Source organism: Serratia sp. YWN4 (genome assembly GCF_055790845.1).
The window spans coordinates 1394564-1418310 of the sequence record NZ_CM147696.1 but is presented as its reverse complement, the minus strand read 5'-3'; the positions used below and the strand labels follow the sequence as shown (position 1 = coordinate 1418310).

Sequence of the window (23747 nt, the reverse complement as noted above, 5' to 3'; positions counted from 1 at the left end):
GACAAAGAGCTCTTCTTTACTGCGTGACACCATTCTGTAGCGGTGTCAGTGAACCGTAATCATTGACGGCCTGGAACGAAATGCTGCCTGAAGCACCAGCTGGAACCGCCGCCTGCGCACTGTCCATTGGCGGGACCATGGTGTTAGCCAGCTTCTTGCCGCCGACGGTCAGGTTGACCATAGAGATGTAATACGGTGATGGGTTAGTGATATTCAGCGTTCCACCAGACAGCTTAAACCGCACGTGTTTAAGCGCTTCTTCCGGCTGAATAGGCAGGCTTTCCGGGCGAACAAACAGCTTGATACGCGACAGGATCGCCAACTGAAGGACGTTCTTCCCTTCGATACTTTGTTTATCCACCGAGGGAATAGATTTTACGTTCAACCAGAAAACCGTCTCGCGGTCATTCGGCAACGGCGGCCCGGCGTAAATAATACGTAACGTGTTTTCACTCTTCGGTTCACTGACAAACAGTGGAGGAGTGACAACAAAGGTTTTTTCCTTCTGACCGTTGATGTTTTCAACCCAGGCGTTAACCAAATAACGGTTTTTTGCATCCGAGTTATTCAGCGCTATCGAGGTCTGCTTGGCCAGGGCGGGGTAAATGACGCGCGTTGCGCCCAAGGCGATGCCACCGGTCCCTTTGGCACTGAAGGCTGCCATAGGCAACACCATAGCTAAAGACATGGCGATAGCTATCGTACATTTAAAAATCTTATTCATAACGATGGTTATCCTTGTATTTTCTATTAAAACAATAAAGAAATAAATCGACGTGCATCCATCGTCAGAGAGGGTATTTCCAAATTTGACCATTCTGAAAAAAGCAATGGAAAGTGAGAAGACCAGAGGCGCTTAAAATTGTTCACGACTGTTTATACAACCTGTTAAAACAGTCATCTCTGCGGGTGTATAATTACGCCCCCCGTCATCGTTAATTCTCTGAGAATGAACAACAATGCATAATTCGTCCTTATTTCGTCATTGTTTTGTCAATGTTAAAGAAACAGCCTCATCCATGAGGCTATAATCATCCGTGAATAGCTAGCAGTCAGTGATTAGTTGTACTGCATGATGAAGGTCGCGTCAGCATTCGCCTGACCCGCGGTAGTTGTAGCTGCCGTTGCTTTATAACGCGCGACGAATGGCAGGGTGTTGGTACCGTTGATCAGCGTCTGTGCCGCAGAGAAGCTTGTACCGTTTGGCGTCAGCGCAGTAGAAGTGCGGTCCAGAATTTCAATACCTACGCCAGTTGCAGTGGTGGTGTTGGTTGAAGAAGCAACCGCCAACAGATTTGGGTTGCCAGCAGTAGCAGCACCAGAGAACGCAACGGAAGCGTTAGTTGAAACTTTGGTATCACAGTCATTCAGAACGATGTTAAACGGGGTATTAGCAGAAACGTCACCAACAGCAGTGAAAGCTGCGGTACGGTACTGGCCCAGTTTAACGATCTGGTCAGCAGATTCGGTGCTTACTGCGCAAGCTGCGTTTACCAGTGAACCCTGGAAGTGAACTACGCCACCAGGTACGGTAACTGGAGCAGCGAAAGCGGCACTGCTTGCCAGAACGATGGTAGCAACCAGAGAAGAAGCGATTGTATTGAGTTTCATTAAAACATCCTTAAATTAACGATAGTTAAGATAATTAACCAGTCGATCCCTGACCGGAACTATCAAATCCTTTAAGTCTTATATAGATTTTCCCTCAGGAAAAACCATATAAGCCGGTAATAACCATGCATCCTTGAATGATTATTTATAAACACTAAAATAAATATAAAAACAGTAAACACGCTGACTTAATCTATACGCTTAATAATTTTAGTTGCATTAAGGCGGCAAATTTGAGTGCCCATTAGCATATCAATGTCACTAGGCGAACTAACGCAGGCAACTTGAAGTATGACGGGTATAGATGGTGTTCCGCTGCGTCATCGCATCGGTCTGTTCGACAGTATATTTTTCACAATCTGGTAGTAATAGATTTAAAAGTTTTATTAGCCTCACTAAACGATAAATAACTCATCTATTAGATAACAATGAAATCACTGCGCAACAATGTCGGCAGCCCAACGCAGGCCACTGAATATTTTTCACATGGAAGTATTAACATACAACATCATAAATAGCCTTCCGCTCAGCCACGGCTTAGTTTAACAGGATTAGATGACACTGTTACCGTAAGAATGGCGTTATTATTAAATCTCTCTATCCATGTTCGGTTAAACCGTGCCATTTATTACGGCATATTTATCAGGCAATAATAATATACAATGAATTTAAATCTCATTGTTAATGTCTGGGTGGTGATTGCTTGTTAACCTGAGACAAATAATACCTGCGATAACTTCTTAGTGTCAATATTGTCCAATTCTTCCTGATTTCATATAATTACATTATTATTCAATGAGATATCTTTGTTTTTTAAAAATATCATAAGGCTATTCTTATTATTTTTAAGATTTATTACCCACAGTTAAGCTCTGATTATTTATTCATTTCTAATTTTTTATATTAGTTAAAAAAATTAACATAGCATTATTATCTAATAAAATTAAATTTAATGGAATTATAAATCATTTATTGGGTATGAAGGGGTGAAGATCAGTGATGTAAAAAACACGCCAAGGAAATAATCCATTGTTTATATTGAAATTTGATGGCCCAGGCAACTGTCAGGGCCGACTGTCACTGTCTCAGACAGCGTCTTAACTTTTACCCAGAAGATACGGCCAGGTTCATTAACTGACGTATTCGCGGAATAGCCGAAACTGCTGTTGCCAGCAGCAAAATTCAGGTGTTCGCTATAGTCTTTGTTGAACAAGTTATCCATATAGTCGGCATACCACAGAAGCATTTCCCGGCGTCTATCCAGATATTGGGCGTGGTTGTACGTTCCCCGGATGCTGTTCCTATCGACGTGAGCCAGTTGGGTTTCAATCCAGGCAGTGTTATAGCCCTGCTCGTGCAAGATGGTGCTCATGGTGTGGCGGAAGCCGTGGCCGGTTGCCTTGCCGTTATAAGGAAGCCGACAAGTAAACGCGGGCGTTGGCTGACGAAGGAAGAAGCTGCCACGCTGATCAAATGCATGCCAGATAGCTTTAGGCATATTGTCGTCTTTGTGCTGGCTACCGGGCTGCGGCGTTCAAACATTATCAATCTGGAATGGTCGCAGGTCGATATGCAAAGAAATATACCCCCACGGCTAAGAGCTTTTCTTTTCCAGCTATACGATATTTCAGACGCCAGTAACGGGCACCAGTCGGATTAACGAGCAAATATAAGCCACCACCATCAGAAAGTTTGTAAGGCTTGTCCTTGGGCTTGGCAGTGTCTACTTGTCGGGCGTTTAGCTTCATTGGGGGTACCCCACTTTATTGAACCTGGACATACCACCAAACATACCCCCACATGCATGTAGATTTCGGTAGAACTTAGTAGACGTTGGGATACGGTGATATCAGCTGTAGCAGGCAGTATAAGGGGGTTTAGTAGATTTTAGTAGACGTTGGGAGAAGTAGAAATCCCTACAGGGCTAGATAATAAACAATAATTAATTGTTTTAATTGATTATTTTTAAGTTCAATTTAACCACATGCCCCCAATTATGCCCCCAAATGCTTTTGCGACCGTCAATATTGCTCGTTTTTCACTCTAACATGCCACCTAGGGTAAAACCTGCTTATCCTCATCAACCAATTCCACCTCTGAGATCCGTCATCGTCCATTTGGGTACATACGGGATAATCCCGCATCATGGTGAAGAATGCCCCCCCCCGGTTGTGATTTCTTATTGTAGGATAGATGGAACCTACATTAAGGAACCCTCCAGCCATGAGAATGACCAGCCGCAAAAAAGAGATATTGAGCTATTTCGAACCGGGTAGCCTTGAATGGGTAACGGGTGAGATTGGCCCGCCACCTTTCGACGTGTCTGGTGTGGCCTATCTGCTCCACGGTACAACCTCTCTCGATAGCCGCCACCAGATCGAATCTACCCGGCGAACGCTGGAGGCAATGACTAAAGACGGCCTGTTAGAAAAGGTAATCAGCTACGAGCAGCGGCAAGACACTACGCAATCAGGTGACGGCGCGGGTGTTTGGTGTAATTGCTCCCGTTATGGCCTGCCCGGTTCCTGTAATCTGCGGCGTGATGATGGCGGGAGGCGTGAAGCGATCGAGGGTGAGGCTGTGCGGGTAGAATAGAGTGGGTACGATATCACGCTGCCACGCTATCGGTATCCGCTCAGATAGTACCGATCTGGTGGATACCAAAGTGGATACCTCGCGTTTGGATACCAACCGATTCCCCGGTACGCGCCTTAAAGCATGCCTTTTCGCTGCGTACCTACCTGCGTACCTCTGCTATGCGTACCGTGGTTGCCAATCTGAAACCCTCTTTTCGGTGGCAACCAACCTGGCAACCTCACATTTAGCAACCAATATCACCCCTTGGATCGCCCCCGCTTTTGTTGGTTGGTGTAAGCGTCACCGACCTCTTTAGCCGCCTGCTCTATAAGCTGCGCCGCCATAACGTAGTTTTTCGCCCTTTCGGCTTGCTCAAGCATCCGATCAAGCGACCGCAACCGGCAAGCCTTATGGGCTATTGGAATATCAGCGATTTCGTTCTGGAGTCTTTGACGGGTGAAGTGGAAAAGCTCAATCCACTTCTGGCCCAGCTTCTTACCATTGGCTTTATTGGGGTCGTGTGATTCCACCTGCTGACGCGTTATGTTCAGGTTGAATTCTGCCTGTACAGCCTTAACCACTTGAGACGGCGTATCAAAACAGGCAAGCGCCTGAACAATGAAAGCCTTAACCTCTGTTGGTAATGTCGCCATTTATCGTGATTCCGTCATACTCTGTCAAAAGTTTAAGCTGATTTTAGCACGCCCCCTGTACTTGGTTCGCATCATGAAAGTGGGTTTTCGGTGCGAACCTGTGTGCGAACCTCTCCCCCGCGAACCAACATTACAGGCGTGAATGTCATCAATCACCAAAAGCGGCAAAAATCACTTTGTGATACATGTCACATGTTTTAGGGGGTGCGCTCCCCGCCAGGCCGCATTCCACCGTTTGAAAGCGTTTTTAGCTCCCTGATATTTCTCTATACACAAGCAAAAGTATGTTGGTTCAGTCGGTTCAGTTGGTTCAATTTGTAAAGATGGTTGTTTTATATGACTTTATTTTCAAAAAGTGAACCAACACAAGGCCGTTTTGAACCAACAAAGAGGGTTTTCGTGTTGGTTCAGTGCCATAGCCCTACGCCGATCATTCCTTAGGCGCAACTCCACCAGCCAGGAAAGAAACTTCCACGCCGTGATTTCATACGGTGGCCCGGTTATGTCTCCCGGTAAATTGCCAACATCAGCTATGTATAACGCTGTTATACAGTAGTACACTGTATGCCTATCAATTGGCTATCGAGGTGTGAAGGTGAGCAAATCCAACTTAGTGGCGTTCCGGGTTCCATCTGATTTACAGGATGCCTTTAATCAGGCCGTGGCGGCATCAGGTGGCGATAAGTCGTCTTGGCTGGTCGATGCCATCAGAAGCAAATTAAATCGCCCTGTGGCTGATTCTGATAAGCGTATATTGGCGCTGGTGGAACGAATGGAAACGGCAGCGGCGGCGCTGATTGTCGGTAAGTCTGGCATTCCTCTGCACCCATACAACGAAAAGGCCGTAGTTGCCATTGTAGCCCAGACTATCGGGGAAGGTTTGGACAATGGCCGGATCATCGCTCAACGGCTGAATGATGCCGGTTATCAGACCAAAGGCGCTAAGGCATGGGATAAGGATATTTACAGCGCCTGGAAGCGACAGGGCAATAACGCCAGCCTGATTACTGCCGCACTGGCTTGATAGTCACGTATGCCAAGCGCATTTTTGCGCTATCGAGAAAATCAATGAGTTATGGTGTTGTTGTGATACTGACCGTGCGAATTATTCATGCTTTGAAAACAGATACCGCGCCATAACCAAAACGATCCCAAAAACCTCTGCGAGTGTACCGCCCATAAAGAGATTAATAACAAAATCACTGAAATGAAGTAACCCTGCGCCAATGCAAATGAAAATACCGTTCATCACAACAAGCTGACCAATCAAAATCCCGATGAACCATTTGGCGAAAATCTTTTTGAGCTTTATATCTGTTTTTAAGTCTTTAGTTTTTGCTCGCTGGTGGGCTTTGGCTGGGTCTTCGTCGTTGATGTAAGAAAGCTGGGTAACCTTAGGAGAGGAAACGGCGGCAGGCTCACCTCTGGCTTGCCTTGCCGCTTGCTGGAGTTCCCTTATCAGTACTTCTTTTTCACTAGGTTGCATAGGGGGTTAACGCAACCCTAACTTGCTAAGCCTGAACCTTATCGCATCGTCAGAAACACCAAAATAGGAAGACATCATTACAGGGGAATACTTGGCTGCTGCTAATCGCCTAACCTCTTTTTCTGGCATTAACAGACAGGCTGCGAACTGATTAGCGAATACTTCCTCTGGATCAATCCCCTTGGATGAAAGCTTGTCACGATAGTCGATAAATTCATATTCCAAAGACGTACCGTTTTCTGTGCGCCGAATGTAATGACCTAACTCATGTGCGCATGTAAAGCGCTTACGAACATTACTATCGTTCTGATTCAAGATTATAACGGGGTCTTGTTCCGCTTCTTTCAGTAAAGCGCCAGAAACTTCATTACTAATCTGAGTTTCAACAACATCCAGGCCTAATTCATTAGCAATCCACACGGGATCTACAGGGAACCCTCGATCACCCCAGACATTGCTTAAGAGGGCGTTTGCGGTTGTACGTGGCATAACTTTTCCTCCTCTGGCTGGTTTACGATTGGGTGAATTACGCTCTGTATTGTGCAATACAATCTTTACACAAACTGTGGTAACCGTCACTAGATATCAGTAAAGATCAGTAAGTATCAGTAGATTCCAGAATAACCCAGTAGATACCTGTAGAGCGGTCAATATCGTTTACCAGGGAGCCACACAACAATCATCAAATCGCCATGTAGCAAAGTCACCGCCTCGGCGCTGGCTTCTTCCACTGGTAGGCCGGTGCTACCATCCTCAGCCGGTGGCGTTCTTTGGCTGCCAGTGATGCCGCTACGTTGGTGCGGATATCCAACATATCTTTGCCGTTCAGTGTGAAGCCTTGCTGTTGCGCTGCGCTGATTAGCGTCAGTTCTATGGATTGGCGGTCTAACATGGCATTGCCTCCAGGTGGTGATCGGATTTACCCGTTTGAGCGTGACCATTAGTCACTCACAAATCAAAGCCCGCTAATTCTAACAGTCATCTGGTCGATTATCGGCGCAAATGCTTTCCAGTACCGTTCCTCAAGCCTGGACAGTTCCGATCGCTTACGCTCGAACGTTTCCCACCTCATGCCCTTTGGTTTGTAGAACTGGACAGGAGCCTTAAACAGGTTCATTAGCTCCGGTGTGTCATGGGGCCAGATTGCAAGGCGCTTACTTCTGATTAACCGGCGCATTCTGGCTAACCCGTCCTCGCTCTGGCTGGCGTAGCGAAGTCTCCAGCACTTACGGCAGGCGATATCTTTACGCCCGATATAGAGCTTTGCACATCGCTGGTGGCAGTGTGGGCATAGATACCAGTGCCGCACACCGTAACCGGCCTGAGTGGTTGCCAGTGATAGCGTGAACGAATGCCCGTTGATAGTGGCCGCGTATCTGTCGCCGTTCCTGGTGATCCACAATATCCCGCTTTCGGTTGTGGTGTGGGTGGCGTAGCCGTCTGGCGCATCTGCCAACCCCCGGCGCATATTACCCAGGTACGTTAACCCGATGCAGGGTAGCGCGTTTGTGTAGCTCCTGGTCTGCTCTCTCATCTGCATAGCCCCCAGTTCTTTGAATACGAAATAATATGAGTGTTTGTATAAATCGAAGATGGGTACCAGGGAGCGCCACCAGCGTGGGGGTATCGCAGGGCAGTAAAAAGCCCACCTGAATGGGCCTCTTTTTGCTTACTGCCATTCAGCATAACAGCTATCTATCAAGCCAATATTTGATTCTTTTGGTGAAGTCATTCTGTAAAGTAACCGGTAGAAGATATTTCACATAATTAATATCTTCCTGATATTCACCAAAAATATGACCGGGATTGGTTGATTTAGAATTACTCTTCATCTTTCCTACCAAATTCTTTATCCCATCATCATTAAGTGATAATGATTCACCTTCTTTTGTATAAAGTGTAGTGTTATCAACGTCCTTGACGCGAAATTCAGAAGTAATGCTGTCTTTAACGCGCTCGCTTATATCGCTGCCGCAATGTCTACATTTGATAGCCTCTGCCTTTACCATCTCAGCGCAGAATGGGCACTTGGCAAAGCCGTTATTAATTTGCTCCCGCTCCAGTGTTGCCACATCTTTCTTGAGTAGTAGCGAGTGGATTAGCGCCACAATGAACAACAAAGTTCCATAAACCCACCACAAGAAAACAGATCTACCCTTCCCGCTCGCGATAAATGCAGGGATAAAACCCAGCACAGCCGCAATGATGACTATCTCCACACCAATACCCCATTCATAAAAGTTTGTTACATGTTAGCAGACGTCTTAGTCATGACAATTCGAAAGCGTGAGATCTGGATAGCAAAAACCCGCCACGATGGCGGGTGATGTAATGGCGTCAATGGTGATTAGCTCGGAACTTTTCTGCCATAGTTATTTTTAAGAGCGTTACCGAACTGGCTCTGCGGGCTGATAACCTCACTAGTCAATTTACCCTCAAGCTGTTTTAACATCTGCTTATTACTCTGACTGAGCGCACTACTTAATTGGTCTGGCGTAACACCCTGAACATTGTAGTTCTGAGTGATATTGTTGTTCTGCTTAATCGAGTTTGTGGCGCTATTCGAAACGTTCTGCGCGCCAGTGCCGAAGCCAGGCTTACTTAACGTGGCGTCCATTCCGTTCTTTCGCAAGTTCTCCAGCGTGGCATCAAGCCTTGCTGATGTTTGTGCTGTCATAACCCTTTCGCCTTTTTCAAGCAACCATGTACCAGTCGAAGGAACTGAGTCTATGCCGCTGTGAGCCATGCCAACCAAAGAAATAGAGCTTACAGCCGCAGCCAATGGCTCTGCAAATGACGCAGCAGCGCCAGCAGCGGCAAGAGCCAAGCCTGGGCCAATAATCGGTATTGCTGCTGTTGATGCGTAAGCGTTCAGTTCAGCCATTTTCGCCATAGCCTGAGCATTTACAGAAAGCATTGAACTGGAAGATACTGCTGCCGTTTTTCCAACCACCAACTGAACGGCCTCATAAACTAGCCATTGGGCTGCCATATTTGTGAGTGCCTCAATGACAGCTTGCCCCATGCCGGTCGCCATATTCTTAAATCCATCGCTCAGGCTTTCCGTGCCTTGAAGCATTGCGGCAAGGTTTGATGATATGGCTGTTTCAGTAGCGCTGAGGATCGAGGTTGTAGCAGTTGTAACCGACTCATACAGACTTGGCACGCTGTTCATGTAGGACTGTAGCCCATTCTGAACACCCATCTGCCAGCTGCCGTTTAGCTGATCAAGCTGCATGTAATACGCCTGTTGCATAGCAAGGCGCTGATTAAGCGCTGCTTGTAATGCGTCGGTTTCCTGCTTGTAAAGGTCTCCTGATATTTGACCGGTTGTGCGCTGATTGGTAAGTTCCGTCTGCTTCTTCTGAAAGTCGGTAGATATCTTGGTTAGCTCTTGCTGGCGCTTTTGCTCCTTAGAAAGAACGGTGTTGCTGTTGAGACTGTTCTGAAGCATGGCTGCATCGTTTTGCAGGCCAGAAGAAAGCGTATTCTTGAAAGCGGTTAGCTTTTCAAGCTCCTTTCTCAGAGCAACCTGTTTTTCCAAGGCGGCGTTTTCTTGATACTTAGCCGTGATGCTTTCCTGGTTAGCAAGCAATGACTTTTGATCAGCAGTGAGTATCTTCTTGGTTTTTATATCAGCAAGCTGTTGCTCCCACTTGATAAGCGATTGCTGCGCTGCGCCGATCTTCTCCGTGGTATCGAATTGATTTTGCAGTGCTGATGATTGCTGATTGAGCTGATCAAGCAGGCGCGTGGCGGCATCCTCGGTGTACGCCTTGCCTTTTGGGGTCTTATTTTTATTTTTAGCCGCTTTCTCAGCATCTGCCAGCCTACTTTCCAACTGTAAGCGGCGTGCTTGATAATTCCCCGCTCCGCTTTCCTGTACAGCTTTTGGCTGGTTTTTATAAGCATTATCAAGCGCGGTTATTGCCTCTTTTGCCTTGGTTACTGCGTCGGCGTTATCTGATACTTGCTTGCTCAGATCCTTTAGATAGTTACCGCCTGCCGCTTCTTTTGTTGTTTTTGATAACTGTTCTTGCGCCTGAATGTAGGCTTTGACAGCCGGTGAAGCGTTATTTAGCATTTGATAGTGGCGCTCATTTTCTGCTGTCCACTTATCTAAACTAATCCCGACATCCCTTTGCTGCTTACGCTGCTGGTAGCGAACTACATCCTGATTATTTAGGTAATCGCCTCCAACTATCTCTTTGAACATTCCCCAGCCGCCAGATGCCCCGCTACCTGCGGCCTTCCAGAAATTATCCCAACCAGTCGCACCCTGGTTTAGTTTACTGGTTAGATCCTCAAGCTTCCCGGTTAGAGCTTCAAACGCTATTCTCTGCGCATCTGCAATATTACCGCTTCGCAAAGCTTCATCAGCCTGGGCTCTCTGTTCCACGGTCAGGAAGCCTAATTTATCGTCTAAATCATCAATGGATTTTCCGCCACTCGATGACAGTTGATTGAATAAGCCGATAACTTCATTCAAATCTTGGCCGCTGGCTTTTGAGTAATCGCTTGATGCCTTAATTACTCGCGGATACATGTCTGAATTAGAACTGAGAGCTTGAGTGAGAGCCCCTACTGATGTAACGGCATCGCCATATGAAACACCTAACGCAGACGCACCCTGAGCAAGCGCCCTTATCTGGTTAAGGCTCATGCCGCTGATATTTGATAGGCTGTTTGCTGCTTTATTTAAGGCTGAAACTTGTTTCTCTGCTGAATATAGCGCCGCGCCTAACAACCCAGCCGCACCCGCTGAAATGGTAAGCGGGTTAATCATGCCAGCAACGTAACCGCCCAAGGCTTTGGCTGCCGGAGCAATGCCGCCGAACATATCCTTTAGCTGCCCACCCTGTTGTAAAAGCACTGTGAGCGGTGCTTGCCCACCCTGCAGGCTGACAATAATGTCCGTCATTTGAGCGGGAACCATGCGCATTGCTGCGGCAGTCTGTTTGGCTGATATGCCGGTTTTGTTGAGTTGATCGCCAATCCCACTAATGGACTTCTGCTGACTAACCAGTATCGAATCAAAGCGCTTAAAATCGTCCTCGCGCAGTAACTTTTTATCAAAGGCGTCCTGAAGCAGTTTCCGCTGTTTGGATAGCTTCTCAAACGCCGCGCCTACCGGGTCAACCTGACGTAGCAGCCTGCGTAAACTCGCCGCCTGCTCATCTGCCGTATTACCTAGGCCGTCCAGTTCTTCACTGGCTAACTTCCCCTTGGTAGCCAGATATACAAGCGCATCACTCAGGCTCTCGGCGTCCTTTTTTGCCCCGGTGCTGTCAATGACGATGGCAAGGCGGGATGTTTGTTCAGTCATTCGATGCCCCCACGGTTTCAGACAGCGCCTTAGCCACCAGCCCACGGGCGATCACATGGATGCTCGGACAGATGCCAAGCGGGGATTTTTGTTTTTCTTGGCGCTGAATCTGTAGGATCGCTTCTATCTGGTCGCCAGACAAAAGAACAGGTTTCACGTTCGCTGTAGTTGCCATTCTTAATGCCTCACTGATTTTTTATACAGTTATCATTATTGCATAAGTAGGGATGATAACAATCAATGCTGCTAATTGTGGAATGGTAAATTGGCGATCCCATAGGCACTACGCAACCATAGCAATTGATAGCATGCCTCCTTTTACCTACCAGGCACTGCGTAACCTTAACATTTGCTAACAGGCGGGAGGGGATCGTAAGGTTTTTTATACCTCAGGTTTTATCAGGTTCTTGGAGGCCAAGTATCAACATCCTATAACTAATTGAATACACTATTTTATTGCTGTAACCCACATGGATAGCTGCTTGTGAACATTTGAATCTTAAAGATATTCAGCAACAAAGTGTTTTTTGGTTTGGCGCTCAATCCGCTCTCAATTGGCTTTAATCGGCCTGCGCACTGCGCAATTTTACTGCGCAATTTTTTTGTGCGGATTGCGCAGTTTTTGGTGTGAGAATTCGGGGTTTATTGGCGCTGGTTGGCGCGGGGAAGATGAGAGGTAAATGGCAGAAATCTGCCCTCTGTTTACGGCTTCGCGGTTTCTGCCGGTTGTTTCGATCTCTGCTGTGCTTCTTCCTGGTGCTCTGTCGATACCTCACCGCACGGCTGGCCGTTCAGGTCATAACGTGGGCCACCAGCGGACAGGGCTTTCATGTAGTCCGGGCGCTTGGTGTAGGCACTCAAGCAATAACGAATTTGGCTCTCAGTGATCGGCAAGTCCCGCGCCTTGGCATCGTTAATCAATGCCTCCTGAATGCCAATACTCAACGGACGGGCGGCCAGCCAGGGGAAAGCCTTTCGGCCAGTGCTCCGCCAGCTTCCCGATCTTCTTTCTGTTTTGGCTTACCTTGCCTGCTTACTTAGTGGTTTTTCCCACCTCTCCGGGCCGCTGTAGTGCCTCCACATGTTTGGCTGTGACCTTCAAATGGTTAGGTGCTGCGTCTTTCTCCGTGGCGCTGGTGGCCTTCTGTGGTGCTACTGATTTCTTACGCTTACCGGCAGACACAAAAACCCGGCCCGCGCCGGGTTGGTGAATAGTTAATTTGGGTTAGGTAGCTGCGGTTTTTTAACTGAAAGTACGATTTTTTCAGCATCAATCCTTGGAAGATCGCCATCACCAGACTTTTTGACAAGGTATGCGCCTAGTCTGTTTTCAATATACTCAGTTTGCATCCATCTCCGGAACTCACCAAGGGCATCATCTGGGTAGATCCAGGCATCCACTGGACCAGCTTTGTGTTGTGGGAACCAATCTGGATACACATGGGGGTGCTTTGTCCTTGGGCCATATTTAGCATCAAGACCATTTTTCTCCCAGTAACCAGACCAAACCCGACCTACGCTGATATCTGGGATTGCGCTAGGGCCAAAATTGAAGTTGTTTCTGACCATTTTAAGGGATAAGTCAGCCATCTCTCGGAAAACTGAGAAGTAGCCAAAAGGTATCTGGTCATTCATCAGCAGGCGCTCATGGAAACACTCCATTGCTCCGCGCCTAGGGTTTTCAGGGTCTATTCCAACACTAAGGAATATAAACCTACGGAGTTGTGAACCGGCTAGTTTTCTGAAGTTGTCAAGAGCTATGTCCCTGCCTGCCTGATTGGCTTCAAAAGCATAGTATTCAAGGATCGCCATGCAAACAGTATCTGGAAAAGCATTTGCCTCAATACCTTGGATAATTGTCTTTGTGAAAAGCTTCTGTAGATTTAACCCTTGCTTTCTTAAAAGAGCGTCAACAAATTGGCCTCTTGGCTTGCTGCGTTCCTCCTGCCAATTAGAAGTAAACCTGAGCAATGGGGCGTGATCTACACCACAGAGCCTTGCTAATCCTCGTAATGTTAAAAAAGGAGAGCCGTCATTCATAACGCCCATCTGCACGCCGTCAATGTCGGCTTCTTTTATGGGGTACAGCTCCAGTTCTATCTGTTGCCCAGAAAGCACTAAATTCAAATTATCCATTTGATATTATTACCTTTTAGGTGGTGCCTAACGTACATTTACCCGAATTGAATGAGCGACACGCGCTCCGGCGATTCCGCATTAGTACATCTACTGTGTTCTACAGACGGCTACATAGCCATATCAAAATGCTCGGCCTTTGATCAGTGACACAAAAAAACCTGCTAAAAGCAGGCTTCAGACTGCTGACTAACCCCACTTCTTCAGGTGGAGTTCTTCTTTTTTAGCGACCGCAGGTCGCGATCGCGATATTTTTCCATAACCCCGTCATTGGCGACTTCTGTTCGCCCAAGGCACCTTTCTGGCCTTCCCAAGACGCTTTCCACCACCGGTAAAGACAATAAAGAAGCGCCAGCAGCGCCATCTTTTTCATATTCTGCGCTGTGGCCGCCAGCAGGCACTGCATCTGCACTTTTGACAGGCCACGGAACCGCGCATATCGATGGCCATGGTGCTGTTTCGCATCCGCGAAGCTTCTCTCCACTGTCTCTTTGCGCCGCGCGTAGATTTTCTTGCCCCATTTCGTCAGCCGTAACCTGTTCGCTTCTTCTTTCGACGCCTCCCAGACGTGCCGCGTTATCGTTTTCTGCGCCTTGCTGTTCTGCGTACACTGTCCTCTCTGCTCACACCCTTGGCACACTGCCGGGTCTGAACGGTAATGCTGATAACCGTTACGGTCTGTCGTGCTATATATCAGCAATTCGCCTGCCGGGCACACATACACTTCCCGTGCCTCATCATACCTGAAGTGCTTTTTCTGGAAGTCATTCTGACCTTTGTGCGGTCTGCGATAGCCGGGAACCAACGCGAGACCCATTTCCTGTGTCAGATGGCACACCGCAGCGGTGAAGTAACCCGCGTCCACGCCCACCGCCACCGGCTCCAGACCGAAGCGCTCGACCTGCCGCTCAAGCCGTCCGATAAAGGGCTGGCTGTCGTGCACATTGCCCGGTGTCACATGCGTATCCAGGATGATGCCGTGCTTCCCGTCCACCGTGCGGTGGTCCAGATAGAAGAAGCCCTTCGGTTTGTTATCCCGGTGCATGAAGCCGCTTTCCGGGTCGGTGGTGCTGACTTTGGTGTTCTTAACGGCGACGCTTTCTGGCATCTTTTTTACGACGGGCAGCGGCTTTTTTTCGTGCTTCTTCCTGTCGGCCTCTACAGCAGCATCAAGCTGCTCCAGATATTCACTGACGCCCACCGGACGTTCTTCATTCACTGCCTTGCGAGGGTTGGCGTCAGCTTTCAGGTGGGTACTGTCGGTGTAAAGAACACGCCCGTTGGCCATGCCGCGGCTGAGAGCCTGTTCCACGATGTGGTCAAAAATCTGCTGGAAGACATCGCTGTGGTTGAAGCGGCGGAGGCGGTTCTGGCTCAGGGTCGAGGCGTCAGGGACTTTTTCGGTGAGGGCCATACGCAGGAACCAGCGATAAGCGACATTGACCTGTATTTCCTTGACCAGACGGCGCTCACTGGGGATACCGAAGAGATAACCCAGCAGCATCATTTTAATCAGGCGAACGGGGTCAATAGCGGGTCTGCCGTTATCAGGACAATAGAGATGAGCAACGGCGTCGCGGATAAATTCAAAATCGATGGCGGCATCGATTTGGCGAACCAGATGGTCTTCGGGGACCAACTCATCCAGGGTGATGGTTTCAAACTGATATTGCTGGGGAGAGGGTGTTTTGAGCATGGCAGTCAGTCCATTTTTTGCACTGACCTTATTAGATCAAAGTCCTGGCCTCACGGCCAGGACTTTGTCATCAATCTGAAACCTGCTAAAAGCAGGCTTATTCATATAGTTAGTTAATAATCAGCTTCAGATATAATTCAATAATCATCTATTAACTTTATTTGCCTGAAAAAATCCATCACCTCTTTATATCGGTACTGTTCCCCTCCCCGAATAGGGTTGGTGCCTGGAGCAGGTTGCGGGAACGGTGTGCCTTGTTCTTCCCATGTTTTTCTCCTGCGCCAAAAAGTGGTTCTCGATATGCCGCCAAGTAAGTGCTGGACAGCATCGCGAGTAATCAGTAACGGCTGAATATTTTGCTGATTCATTTTTATCTCCTGCTCAGTTTAAAAGCCCACCACAGCGTGGGCCTGGAGAAGATTAGCGATGAATGTTCGCGATAATATTACTGGTTACGGGAGAAATGGGCTTATTTGTTGGTTCAAAACAGCCATTTGTTGGTTCAGTGTTGGTTCAAAAACGGCACTTATGAAAAATAATATCCTTTAAAAACAGATATCTTTACAAATTGAACCAACTGAACCGACTGAACCAACATGTTTTTGCCTCACGTGTAGAAAAGTTATTCCTCTGGCTGGTCGCTCTCCGGTAGGTGGTGGATCACGTACACGTTAATCTGTCGCCCGTCGATACGCGGTGATTTCCGTTGAAAGCCTCTCCCACTGGCTGGCGGTGTCAGCATACCGGCCTCTGCCAGCGCCTTGGCGAAATGCTTCGAGTTGAACCCGCGCGCTATTTCATCCTCAAACGCTGCCGGGAACGTGTAGAACACCATGGCATCACAATCATGCTTCCCTTTGTCCCGGTACCCGGCCAAGTCACGTATAGGCAGGCTCTGCGGGTCATAGGGCAGCGGTGCGAACCGGCTCAGGCCGTAGGCATTCAGGAAGGCTTCAGTAGCCTCGATAATCTGCTGGTGCTCTTTGTTGCCGGTGCCGAACTCTCTGATCCAGGCGTTGAAGTTGTGCTGTATCGCGTCCCGGCACTCCTGCGCATCCCAGCCAGTTACCACACAGCCCAGCAACAACGCTGCTTCCAGTACGGCGAACCGCGCCGCCACCCGGTGAACCTGTTCGCCGTAGTCTGCCGGTATCAGTGAACGCCAACGGCTCTCCGCCTCTCTCACGGCGGCTATGGCCTGCTGCTGGTGGTCGGCAAGGTACTTGATCCAGAAGCGCCCGGCGGCCCCGTAGTGGCTTTGATAGGCATCTTTCAGGGCATCGGCATGTGCTTTGCCGTTGGCCGTGCCGTGGAACTGTTGCGCCTTCTCCAGTGGGATATTTAACAGGCGCACCAGTTGCCCCGCCTTCACCTTGCGGCCAGCGGTAGCAATGAAGGTTTCAATGTCCATTTCGCCGGTACTGAGGGCCACCGTGCGCCAACGTTTTAGATCCCGGTTACCGCCTTCCTTGGCCCCCTGGAGCTTGCCGACACCGTTAAACAGGGTGTAGGCCGATTTCGCCACGCTATCCGGGTCAGCGCCTTGGCCTACCTCATCGAGCGGCATCAGCCCGTCATTGTGTGCGGCAGCTTCGTTGGCGATCCCTAGCGCGGTACCGAACCAGGTTAAGCGCAGGGCGTCTGGTTCACCGTACAGGCTGCTGGCCAGATTGGCGGTGGTCGTCTTACCGGCGCTTGATTGTTCGTAAAAGTGAATGCCGAACCCGTCAACACCTGCCAGCCCAATGAGGGGGGCAGCCAACGCCGCACCGATCCCGGCCATCATGGAAGGGTTGCCCCGTGCCAAACGTGCCACCGAATCACGCCAGCTTTCCGGCGTTCCTTTGACGGTGTACCCAGCAGCGGCCGCACTGCGACCATTGAACAGCACCGGCCTTTCAGGTGTGCCGATGATTTCCCCATCAGGCATGATGTATGCCCCGCACTGCCAGCCTGTAGCCTGTGCCACGCGCCAAATCTCACGAGAGCCGCCACACTGTAGCCAGTCGGCCAGAATGGCCCTGAGGGTGTTTTTCGTGGTCACATTCACGCCACCCGCCTTGAGCGTTCGCCAGCCCTCCCGCTCGCCAATGTCAGCCAGGGGGATCGCGGCGGTGGTGGGGGTGCCTTCTCCCGCCGGTAACCAGCGGATAACCAGATATTGATCTTTGTCGTCCCGCCCGGTGCCGATCACTTCCAGCGGTGAACATAGCCAGCTTTCATGATTAATCACTTCTCCACTCTCTGTATCCACCTTCGGCGTTACCCAGAAAACGCCATCTTTCCGGCTGACTATGTGAGGCTTTAACGGATCGCGCTTGGTTCCGTCTTTCTTGCCGCCATCAATGGCTTTCAGTTCAGCGGCCACGCCCTCCCCCTCTGGTTGATACATGAATTCATTAAAAACACCTGTAGCGGCTTCTAGGCCGTTTTCCTTCCGGTAGTCGTCCCAATCGGCTTTATGCTCTGTCGGTGGCAATGATACCCAGCCAGAAACAGCGGCGGCCGCCTTCTCTGCGCCTATCTTCCCGCTGTTCTTCTTCGGCTTGCCGTACTCGTCCAGTTCACCCGGTAGGTGCCAGTCATTATCCCCGGCAATGATGATCTGCGCGGTTGGATACTTACGGCGCATCGCCTCCGCAACGTGTAGCAGGTTCCCGGCATCGATAGCGGCCACCGTCAGCGCATCAGGGCGCATCAAGTGAGCGGTTAAGGTGGTTGCCAGCCCTTCGGCAATAATCACCGCCTGCGGCTGTTCTGGCCCACCTGCCAGGGTATGGAATGCCCCACGCTTGGCCCCGTCCGTAACCTGCCGCTTTTCCCCGGTGGCGGTAATGGTCTGCGCTGCCGTTACGGTGCCGGTTTCATCGGTGAGGGCCACCAGCAAGCGGCCATCTGTCAGCATGGGGAAGGTGAACCCCGTCAGCCCTTTGGCGGTGAGATAGGCCGATTCACCCGGTGAAGCGCTGTTGTATAACGCTGTATAACACCGGGTAAACTTCTGGCGTTTCTGCTCCTGCTCTACGGCTTCGGCCTGCTGGCGCTCCACCTCCCGGCGCTGCTGGTCTGCGTCCACGGTGGCCCTACTCTGGCTGGTGGCGTTGTTGCCGGTTTCTGCTGCCCGGTAATCAATACCCAGCACGTCAGCAACCAACCGCGCCGCTTCGGTGGCGTCGCACTGGTTCACCTTCCGAACGAGGTCTAGGCCGTCACCCGCGCCGCACTGATTACAGAAGTGAGAACCGCGCCCGTTATCATCGAACCGGAAACGGTCGCGCCCACCACATGCCGGGCAGGCCACCTGTGCGCGTGGGCTGGCGGGAACGTCAATCCCCACCATCGGCAGCACATCAGGCCAGCGCCCCGCCGCCGCCTTGGTTACTTCGCGGATAAGGTCAATGTTACGCATCAAGCCGCCCTCCATTCCGTGCCAGGGTTGCGCCCATGTCGTTAACCATGCTCTGCCAGATTTGCCACCCGGTAGGCGTCAGATCGTTACCATCCAGGTATTGGCCAAACAGATGGATCGCCAATGGTTCCCACTGAGGGTAATTCTGCTGTAGTGCTTCCAGGTAGTAACTATCTACAAGCATACGAACCCCCGACACACCGCCTAGAATATTCACGCGGATAGACTGCCCACCCGCCTTGGCGTTGAAGAACTCGCCGCCGCTCTGCTGCGCTATACGGTTGTACAGCGCCGCCGCATACTGATTAGCCAGCGCATTAAGGCGAAAGTTTTTGGTTATCAGGTTCATCGGTTTAGCTCCCTTAGCACTGCCTTGTACGCCCTCATTACTGCGGGTGTCTTGCCCGTATCGGTGCTTTTCATCAACAAGCCAATGCGCCTGGATGCTGTGACATTCGCAGACAGCAACACGGCATCAAGTACCCGGTTATGCCTGCAGTATTCGAGAGTTAAGCTCGTAATGGTCAGCTTGGCTATCGCGCCACTGTCGAGGTAATCAATTTTCATGGTTTCCCCTCAGTGAGTTGTCGGCTCTGGTGGTAAGCCTTCGGTGTTTAGCTGCAGGATAAAACCATCATGCATTTCTGCCAGTGATGCGCGGCCCCAATCCGTCAGTTTCAGTAACTGGTCTATTGGGTCAACGTAAGCCATGTTTTGATAAACAATGCTAGCCATCCTCAAGCCTTCCTCTAAGCCGTGCTTCTCAATAGCTACACCCTCGATATTGATAGCTAGAGAACAGCGCTCGGTCATGGGGTAAATCGGCATTGATCCGTACTTACCGAGATAGAGAACAACCTTGTCAGTTCCGCCGTTCTCGTTTTCCACTTCGGCAACACCATTTTTTTCATATTGATCGCCGATGAACATGCACGCCACCATCCAGCGCCAAACAATCACCATCTGTTCATTGGAAGGATTAAACCAGCCGTTAACGTTGGCCGTGTGGATCACCGCTATCGCGCTAAATCCATCAATCGGCATGGCGTCAAACTCGCCTTCATCAAGACTGCGAATAAAAGCGGAATAACCCAACAATCGCGCAGGCAGGGAAGCGCATTCATCGTTCAGTGCTGTGAAGGTGATACCGTCTGGCTTGGCCTCTATGTGGAATAGGCCGGAAAAACCCGGTTTTTTGAGTTTAATCACGTCGCTCATGCGGTCATTTCCCCCTGCTGTGACTTAACTTTGATTGCTGTAATGGTCAGATCGGTAAAACCGTAATCCCGGCCTACCGCTCTTGCTTGCTCAACGGCATTGGTTGGATCGCTGGCGCTGCCTTCCCATACAAGGTTGAGAGGGCCACCAGCCCCATCAACAGCGGTAACGTAAACGCGGCAACGGCGCTTGCCTGTCATGGCTTGAATGCTCACTTCCCACCCTCCCGCTGCGCCTGCTCTTCAATCAACCATGCCGCCACATCACCAGTGAGCCTGGCTAATAACGCGGCAATGGCGGTAATTTCGCTTTCAACCAATCGGTGAGGGAAGCTTTCCATCATGCGGCACACGATTTCGGCTTGATGCGCTCTTTCTGCTGCCTGTTCCAGTGTGATTTCTCGGATCATGATTTACCCTCCCGGCGGTCGCGCATAACGTATTCAGCCAGTTCGCTCTCTGCTTCTTCCATTGCCTCTGGCACCAACTCCAGCAACGATGTAACAGCGCCAATCAATGACACATCGCTATCTGTTCCCGTTGCGACTTCGAGCCAAGCACCGAGAACGGCCTGCGCTTGTTTCACGCGACAACGGGCATCAATGAGTTCTAACTTGTTCATGCTGCGGCCTTCCTGCGTCTGTTGAACGTTGCGCTTAGCCATGAGTTACCGCCTTTTCTTCCAATCCTTCAATTTTGCTGGTTGTGTGGATATCATCCAGCCACACATTAAGGTCAGCACGTGCGGCAACGTCTGCGATATTGGGTAGAACATCGCTGATAACGTAGCTTGATATAGCCTGAATGCGCATGAGACGGTTATGCGTTTTTACTGCCGGCGTGTCACCCTCGACCGCATTGGCGCTGGCAATCACAGTATTAAGGTGCTGGCTAATCTCGTTATAGGTTTGAGAGTCAAGCGCGTTCACGCTCGGCAGTTCGTTTAGCGTAAAAAGATTATGCTGTTCGCAAATAGCCCCCTCTAACAGGTAGATAAGTACCTCTAGGTATTCATTTCTGCCATCTGAATTGCTGTTTTGTACATCCCTCATCAATTCAGCCAGGGAAATTAATCGCCCGGTTAGCTCAGTGGGATTCACATGTAAATCGTAGGTTCTCAGTGTGCCGCCCCCCACGCGGGTAAATTCGTGCGTGAATGCTTCCAGTGAATAATCATGGCTGGCGTTAGGGTGCTGTTCGTAAGAGAACACTACGCGGCCATCAGCATGCTTTCTGACAATGACCTGCTTACCGTCAAGGTTCTGTGTATAGCGATCGCCTACCAGTGGCAGCGTGAATGCTGGCGCATAGGCCAAGTTGTTATCAGGAAGGCTACACATGGCGCACCCCCACCGCTTCGCCGATTAGGCTGCTGTTCTGCGCGGTCTGTTTCGCCCGCTCCAATATCTTCAACTGGTTCTCAACCATGCAGATCATGGCGCTTACCTGCCCCATAGCCCCATTCATGCGGGCATTCATCGGATCTCTGATTTCTAAGCCGACCTTGTAGCGTTGGCACCAAGCCATAGCGATAAACTCCTGGTGCTTAGCAAGTTCGTTAAAGTACCGGCGTAACTCACTGATCGCCTCTGCTGGTGATGCGTCAGCGGCAAGCAATTTGCCACTGATAACCGCCGTCGATTCGATGGTGGCTGCCGGTGCCTGGGGGATAGGTAAATTACGCATGAGTAGCCTCCATAACCGGCAGACGCGCAGAAAATGACAGGATGAAATGAGGGGCCAGGAGTTGACGGGCTTCCCGTTCGGTTGATGCCTCTACAGACATGCGGCAGGGCTTGGCGTTGCGATCAATGCGAGAAATCGCCAGAAAGCGCCAGGTGAACTTATTCGGGGTGAGTGAAACCCGCCCGGTTAAGGGTGTGGTAATATCCATAACAGCTACCTCGATAGTCAGTCTATCGTTGTGGTTAGAGGCCCGGTTAGTGTTCCACCACTGCCGGGCTTCGCTATTTGTGCAACACCTGTGGATAAGGTGTGTAAACAAAGTTAACTCATGGTGTGTAAACAAATCAACTCTTTTTTTTGTTCCTCCCATGTTGTATTTTGTATAAACACCACCATCGCTAACTATAGGTTTTGAAATGGCTACAGGGAATAAAAACGGCAAATCGACATACAAAGGGATTAGGTTCCCAAACGAGCTAATAGACGATATTGACGCAAGCGTAGAGCGAGAGAAGCCAGAAAACCCCTCTGCCAACTTCTCTGCCTGGGTGCTGGATGCCTGCGGACGTAAGCTCAAAGGTGAGCAACGGAAGAAGGCCAAAGACACGCCAGAGGGCTGACCTACAAAATTTTCGTAGGTAATCCCCCCAATGTTTCCGGCGTGGTTAACCTGCGGCGCTGCGATCTGCTGATTCTGTTCTAAGCTGCGCTTTTGCCCCTTGCTAAAGACGCGACTGGTACCGAACTGCGAAAATATCGTAGTTACCGCCAATCCTTTGATTTCTCTGATTTCTGTCAGAAAACCAGAGTTAGTAATTGATTGATTCTGTTCCAGAATGCTTTTTTGCATTCTGCAAAAGTCCCGATCTGGCAGCTCACCATTCCAAAGGGTGGCATTTGAAATGCTGCCCTTTTTTATGGACTCCGAAACATCCTTTCTCTCTAGCGTGGTGATGTCAGAAAAACCTTCCACACCATCATCAAAGGTGAGAAAAATCACCTTTTCGGCGGCACGGTAAACCTTAGGAATTGTTAGGATCGCGCCACCAGCTATACGGCTGTGCATGTCAGGTTTTGACAGGTTCCAGGCATTACCGGTGCCAAGCTGTGACAATAGGCCAGCCAGGGGAAAGGCTTCTTTCTGGCAGGCTGCGCTATTCATCGTTACCCCCGGCGATCAACTGGTAATCCTTACTGAAACGCTCCAACGGCTGTACGCATGGGTGTTCGTACCCGTCGCGGTAGAACGTCACGCGCTGGTAATCGGCATGGGTCACTGTTACCCGGTGGCCGTGGGCATCCTTGTAGCGCTGGTTAGGCTGCGGCTTGCTGGTGGTCATTAGTGAACCTCCAGTAAATCCGGTTGATACTTGCGCCATAGCTCCGCTTCCTCATGCGCTAAAGCCTGCTTCTCTGCCTTGCATGACTGTAAGGCGTGGCCCCGCTTGCTGGCCTTCTTGGCATATATGGCTTTACGCTTGCTGTGGTCGTTCAGGAAGGCGAATGGGACACCATATGCGCCAGTTTTACGAATGGATGGGATAACTTCGCGAAATACCCAATTGCTGAACCGGTGGGCGAATGTTCCTGCAGTGCTGGCCTTGCGGCTACGGGCGATCAGTTTGTAGAAGCCAGACTCGGCAACCATGTTCCAACTACGCGCACCGCCACGCTTACCAGAATGACCCTCAGTTAAAACTAGGGTCATTACTTCGTCGCTATCCAACGATGAAACCGCGCTGGTGGGATTGCTGATTTCTAACGATTGACACACATCAGAGGCAACAAACCACGGATCCCCGTAGACGTTAACAATTCGTACCATAGCGCCATCGAATTTAATAACGGAAATATCACTTTCATCAGCGGTGAAAATAGCTTTCTGGCTACCGATAGGCTGAGGGGATTCCTCAGAAATTAATCTGCTTTTTTCGATTTTCATTTTTCAGG

General features: G+C 49.8%; 27 protein-coding genes and 3 pseudogenes. 4 read left to right on the top strand and 26 right to left on the bottom strand.

Annotated features, from left to right (window positions below; all coding sequences use genetic code 11):
- Positions 1 to 16: 16 nt before the first annotated feature.
- From fimC to ACX9GT_RS06625, 3 genes and pseudogenes are all read right to left on the bottom strand, one after another.
- Positions 17 to 724 (bottom strand): type 1 fimbria chaperone FimC, encoded by a 708-nt coding sequence (fimC, locus tag ACX9GT_RS06635; protein ID WP_473190362.1) that lies wholly within the window; start codon positions 722 to 724, stop codon positions 17 to 19.
- A gap of 335 nt (positions 725 to 1059) precedes the next feature.
- Positions 1060 to 1611 carry a type 1 fimbrial major subunit FimA gene (fimA, locus tag ACX9GT_RS06630; protein ID WP_473190361.1) on the bottom strand — a complete coding sequence of 184 codons (552 nt, stop codon included), beginning with the start codon at positions 1609 to 1611 and terminating at the stop codon, positions 1060 to 1062.
- Between the two features lie 1210 nt (positions 1612 to 2821).
- Positions 2822 to 3016, bottom strand: a pseudogene (locus tag ACX9GT_RS06625) (tyrosine-type recombinase/integrase); the annotation flags it as partial.
- A gap of 6 nt (positions 3017 to 3022) precedes the next feature.
- On the opposite strand from ACX9GT_RS06625, the pseudogene ACX9GT_RS06620 reads away from it, so the two are divergent.
- Positions 3023 to 3196, top strand: a pseudogene (locus ACX9GT_RS06620) (tyrosine-type recombinase/integrase); the annotation flags it as partial.
- Here the strand turns inward: ACX9GT_RS06620 and ACX9GT_RS06615 are convergent.
- A pseudogene (locus ACX9GT_RS06615) lies at positions 3195 to 3359 on the bottom strand (Arm DNA-binding domain-containing protein); the annotation flags it as partial. The pseudogenes ACX9GT_RS06620 and ACX9GT_RS06615 sit on opposite strands and share 2 nt — an antisense overlap.
- A 475-nt stretch (positions 3360 to 3834) precedes the next feature.
- Here ACX9GT_RS06615 and ACX9GT_RS06610 point away from each other — a divergent pair.
- Positions 3835 to 4206 (top strand): hypothetical protein, encoded by a 372-nt coding sequence (locus tag ACX9GT_RS06610; RefSeq protein WP_473190360.1) that lies wholly within the window; start codon positions 3835 to 3837, stop codon positions 4204 to 4206.
- 239 nt (positions 4207 to 4445) lie between these two features.
- Here the strand turns inward: ACX9GT_RS06610 and ACX9GT_RS06605 are convergent, their stop codons facing one another.
- Positions 4446 to 4841, bottom strand: a complete 396-nt coding sequence (locus ACX9GT_RS06605) for a DUF2280 domain-containing protein (protein ID WP_473190359.1) — start codon at positions 4839 to 4841, stop codon at positions 4446 to 4448.
- A 595-nt stretch (positions 4842 to 5436) separates the two neighbouring features.
- Here ACX9GT_RS06605 and ACX9GT_RS06600 point away from each other — a divergent pair.
- Positions 5437 to 5865 carry a hypothetical protein gene (locus ACX9GT_RS06600; RefSeq protein WP_473190358.1) on the top strand — a complete coding sequence of 143 codons (429 nt, stop codon included), beginning with the start codon at positions 5437 to 5439 and terminating at the stop codon, positions 5863 to 5865.
- Positions 5866 to 5946: 81 nt separating this feature from the next.
- Here the strand turns inward: ACX9GT_RS06600 and ACX9GT_RS06595 are convergent, their stop codons facing one another.
- The 19 genes from ACX9GT_RS06595 to ACX9GT_RS06505 form a co-directional block, all read right to left on the bottom strand.
- Positions 5947 to 6327 (bottom strand): hypothetical protein, encoded by a 381-nt coding sequence (locus ACX9GT_RS06595; RefSeq protein WP_473190357.1) that lies wholly within the window; start codon positions 6325 to 6327, stop codon positions 5947 to 5949.
- Between the two features lie 6 nt (positions 6328 to 6333).
- Positions 6334 to 6816: an ImmA/IrrE family metallo-endopeptidase gene (locus ACX9GT_RS06590; RefSeq protein WP_473190356.1), complete on the bottom strand. Its 483-nt coding sequence runs from the start codon at positions 6814 to 6816 to the stop codon at positions 6334 to 6336.
- Positions 6817 to 7030: 214 nt separating this feature from the next.
- Complete coding sequence (locus ACX9GT_RS06585) at positions 7031 to 7219, bottom strand: hypothetical protein (RefSeq protein WP_473190355.1); 189 nt, start codon at positions 7217 to 7219, stop codon at positions 7031 to 7033.
- A 799-nt stretch (positions 7220 to 8018) separates the two neighbouring features.
- A complete protein-coding gene (locus ACX9GT_RS06580) occupies positions 8019 to 8546 on the bottom strand; it encodes a zinc ribbon domain-containing protein (protein ID WP_473190354.1) in 528 nt (175 codons plus the stop codon).
- Positions 8547 to 8674: 128 nt separating this feature from the next.
- On the bottom strand, positions 8675 to 11653 hold the full coding sequence (locus tag ACX9GT_RS06575; protein WP_473190353.1) for a phage tail length tape measure family protein: 2979 nt from the start codon (positions 11651 to 11653) through the stop codon (positions 8675 to 8677).
- Positions 11646 to 11828, bottom strand: a complete 183-nt coding sequence (locus tag ACX9GT_RS06570; protein ID WP_473190352.1) for a hypothetical protein — start codon at positions 11826 to 11828, stop codon at positions 11646 to 11648. The genes ACX9GT_RS06575 and ACX9GT_RS06570 overlap by 8 nt, the downstream gene beginning before the upstream one ends.
- A gap of 527 nt (positions 11829 to 12355) precedes the next feature.
- Positions 12356 to 12598: a ProQ/FINO family protein gene (locus tag ACX9GT_RS06565; protein ID WP_473190351.1), complete on the bottom strand. Its 243-nt coding sequence runs from the start codon at positions 12596 to 12598 to the stop codon at positions 12356 to 12358.
- A gap of 270 nt (positions 12599 to 12868) precedes the next feature.
- Complete coding sequence (locus tag ACX9GT_RS06560; protein ID WP_473190350.1) at positions 12869 to 13789, bottom strand: BstA C-terminal domain-containing protein; 921 nt, start codon at positions 13787 to 13789, stop codon at positions 12869 to 12871.
- A 223-nt stretch (positions 13790 to 14012) separates the two neighbouring features.
- On the bottom strand, positions 14013 to 15485 hold the full coding sequence (locus tag ACX9GT_RS06555) for an IS1182 family transposase (protein WP_473189373.1): 1473 nt from the start codon (positions 15483 to 15485) through the stop codon (positions 14013 to 14015).
- A gap of 137 nt (positions 15486 to 15622) precedes the next feature.
- Positions 15623 to 15853: a hypothetical protein gene (locus ACX9GT_RS06550; protein WP_473190349.1), complete on the bottom strand. Its 231-nt coding sequence runs from the start codon at positions 15851 to 15853 to the stop codon at positions 15623 to 15625.
- Between the two features lie 254 nt (positions 15854 to 16107).
- On the bottom strand, positions 16108 to 18894 hold the full coding sequence (locus ACX9GT_RS06545; RefSeq protein WP_473190348.1) for a DUF927 domain-containing protein: 2787 nt from the start codon (positions 18892 to 18894) through the stop codon (positions 16108 to 16110).
- Positions 18887 to 19237 (bottom strand): hypothetical protein, encoded by a 351-nt coding sequence (locus tag ACX9GT_RS06540; protein ID WP_473191521.1) that lies wholly within the window; start codon positions 19235 to 19237, stop codon positions 18887 to 18889. Before ACX9GT_RS06540 ends, ACX9GT_RS06545 begins: the two co-directional genes overlap by 8 nt.
- 233 nt (positions 19238 to 19470) lie before the next feature.
- Positions 19471 to 20112, bottom strand: coding sequence for a hypothetical protein (locus tag ACX9GT_RS06535; RefSeq protein WP_473190347.1), 642 nt, complete (start codon positions 20110 to 20112; stop codon positions 19471 to 19473).
- Positions 20109 to 20327 (bottom strand): hypothetical protein, encoded by a 219-nt coding sequence (locus tag ACX9GT_RS06530; protein WP_473190346.1) that lies wholly within the window; start codon positions 20325 to 20327, stop codon positions 20109 to 20111. The genes ACX9GT_RS06535 and ACX9GT_RS06530 overlap by 4 nt, the downstream gene beginning before the upstream one ends.
- A complete protein-coding gene (locus tag ACX9GT_RS06525) occupies positions 20324 to 20521 on the bottom strand; it encodes a hypothetical protein (protein WP_473190345.1) in 198 nt (65 codons plus the stop codon). Before ACX9GT_RS06525 ends, ACX9GT_RS06530 begins: the two co-directional genes overlap by 4 nt.
- Positions 20518 to 20775 carry a hypothetical protein gene (locus ACX9GT_RS06520; protein WP_473190344.1) on the bottom strand — a complete coding sequence of 86 codons (258 nt, stop codon included), beginning with the start codon at positions 20773 to 20775 and terminating at the stop codon, positions 20518 to 20520. Before ACX9GT_RS06520 ends, ACX9GT_RS06525 begins: the two co-directional genes overlap by 4 nt.
- Entirely contained in the window at positions 20768 to 21451 is a 684-nt protein-coding gene (locus ACX9GT_RS06515) for a hypothetical protein (RefSeq protein WP_473190343.1), read from the bottom strand. The genes ACX9GT_RS06520 and ACX9GT_RS06515 overlap by 8 nt, the downstream gene beginning before the upstream one ends.
- Positions 21444 to 21797, bottom strand: a complete 354-nt coding sequence (locus tag ACX9GT_RS06510) for a hypothetical protein (RefSeq protein ID WP_473190342.1) — start codon at positions 21795 to 21797, stop codon at positions 21444 to 21446. Before ACX9GT_RS06510 ends, ACX9GT_RS06515 begins: the two co-directional genes overlap by 8 nt.
- Entirely contained in the window at positions 21790 to 21897 is a 108-nt protein-coding gene (locus tag ACX9GT_RS06505; RefSeq protein WP_473191520.1) for a host cell division inhibitor Icd-like protein, read from the bottom strand. The genes ACX9GT_RS06510 and ACX9GT_RS06505 overlap by 8 nt, the downstream gene beginning before the upstream one ends.
- A gap of 316 nt (positions 21898 to 22213) precedes the next feature.
- Here ACX9GT_RS06505 and ACX9GT_RS06500 point away from each other — a divergent pair, with 316 nt between their 5' ends.
- Complete coding sequence (locus ACX9GT_RS06500) at positions 22214 to 22417, top strand: YlcI/YnfO family protein (protein WP_473190341.1); 204 nt, start codon at positions 22214 to 22216, stop codon at positions 22415 to 22417.
- Positions 22418 to 22951: 534 nt separating this feature from the next.
- On the opposite strand, the gene ACX9GT_RS06495 is transcribed toward ACX9GT_RS06500, so the two are convergent.
- Together ACX9GT_RS06495 and ACX9GT_RS06490 are read right to left on the bottom strand one after the other, a co-directional pair.
- Complete coding sequence (locus tag ACX9GT_RS06495) at positions 22952 to 23137, bottom strand: DUF4222 domain-containing protein (protein ID WP_473190340.1); 186 nt, start codon at positions 23135 to 23137, stop codon at positions 22952 to 22954.
- Positions 23137 to 23739, bottom strand: coding sequence for a BRO-N domain-containing protein (locus ACX9GT_RS06490; protein ID WP_473190339.1), 603 nt, complete (start codon positions 23737 to 23739; stop codon positions 23137 to 23139). Before ACX9GT_RS06490 ends, ACX9GT_RS06495 begins: the two co-directional genes overlap by 1 nt.
- Positions 23740 to 23747 lie beyond the last annotated feature (8 nt).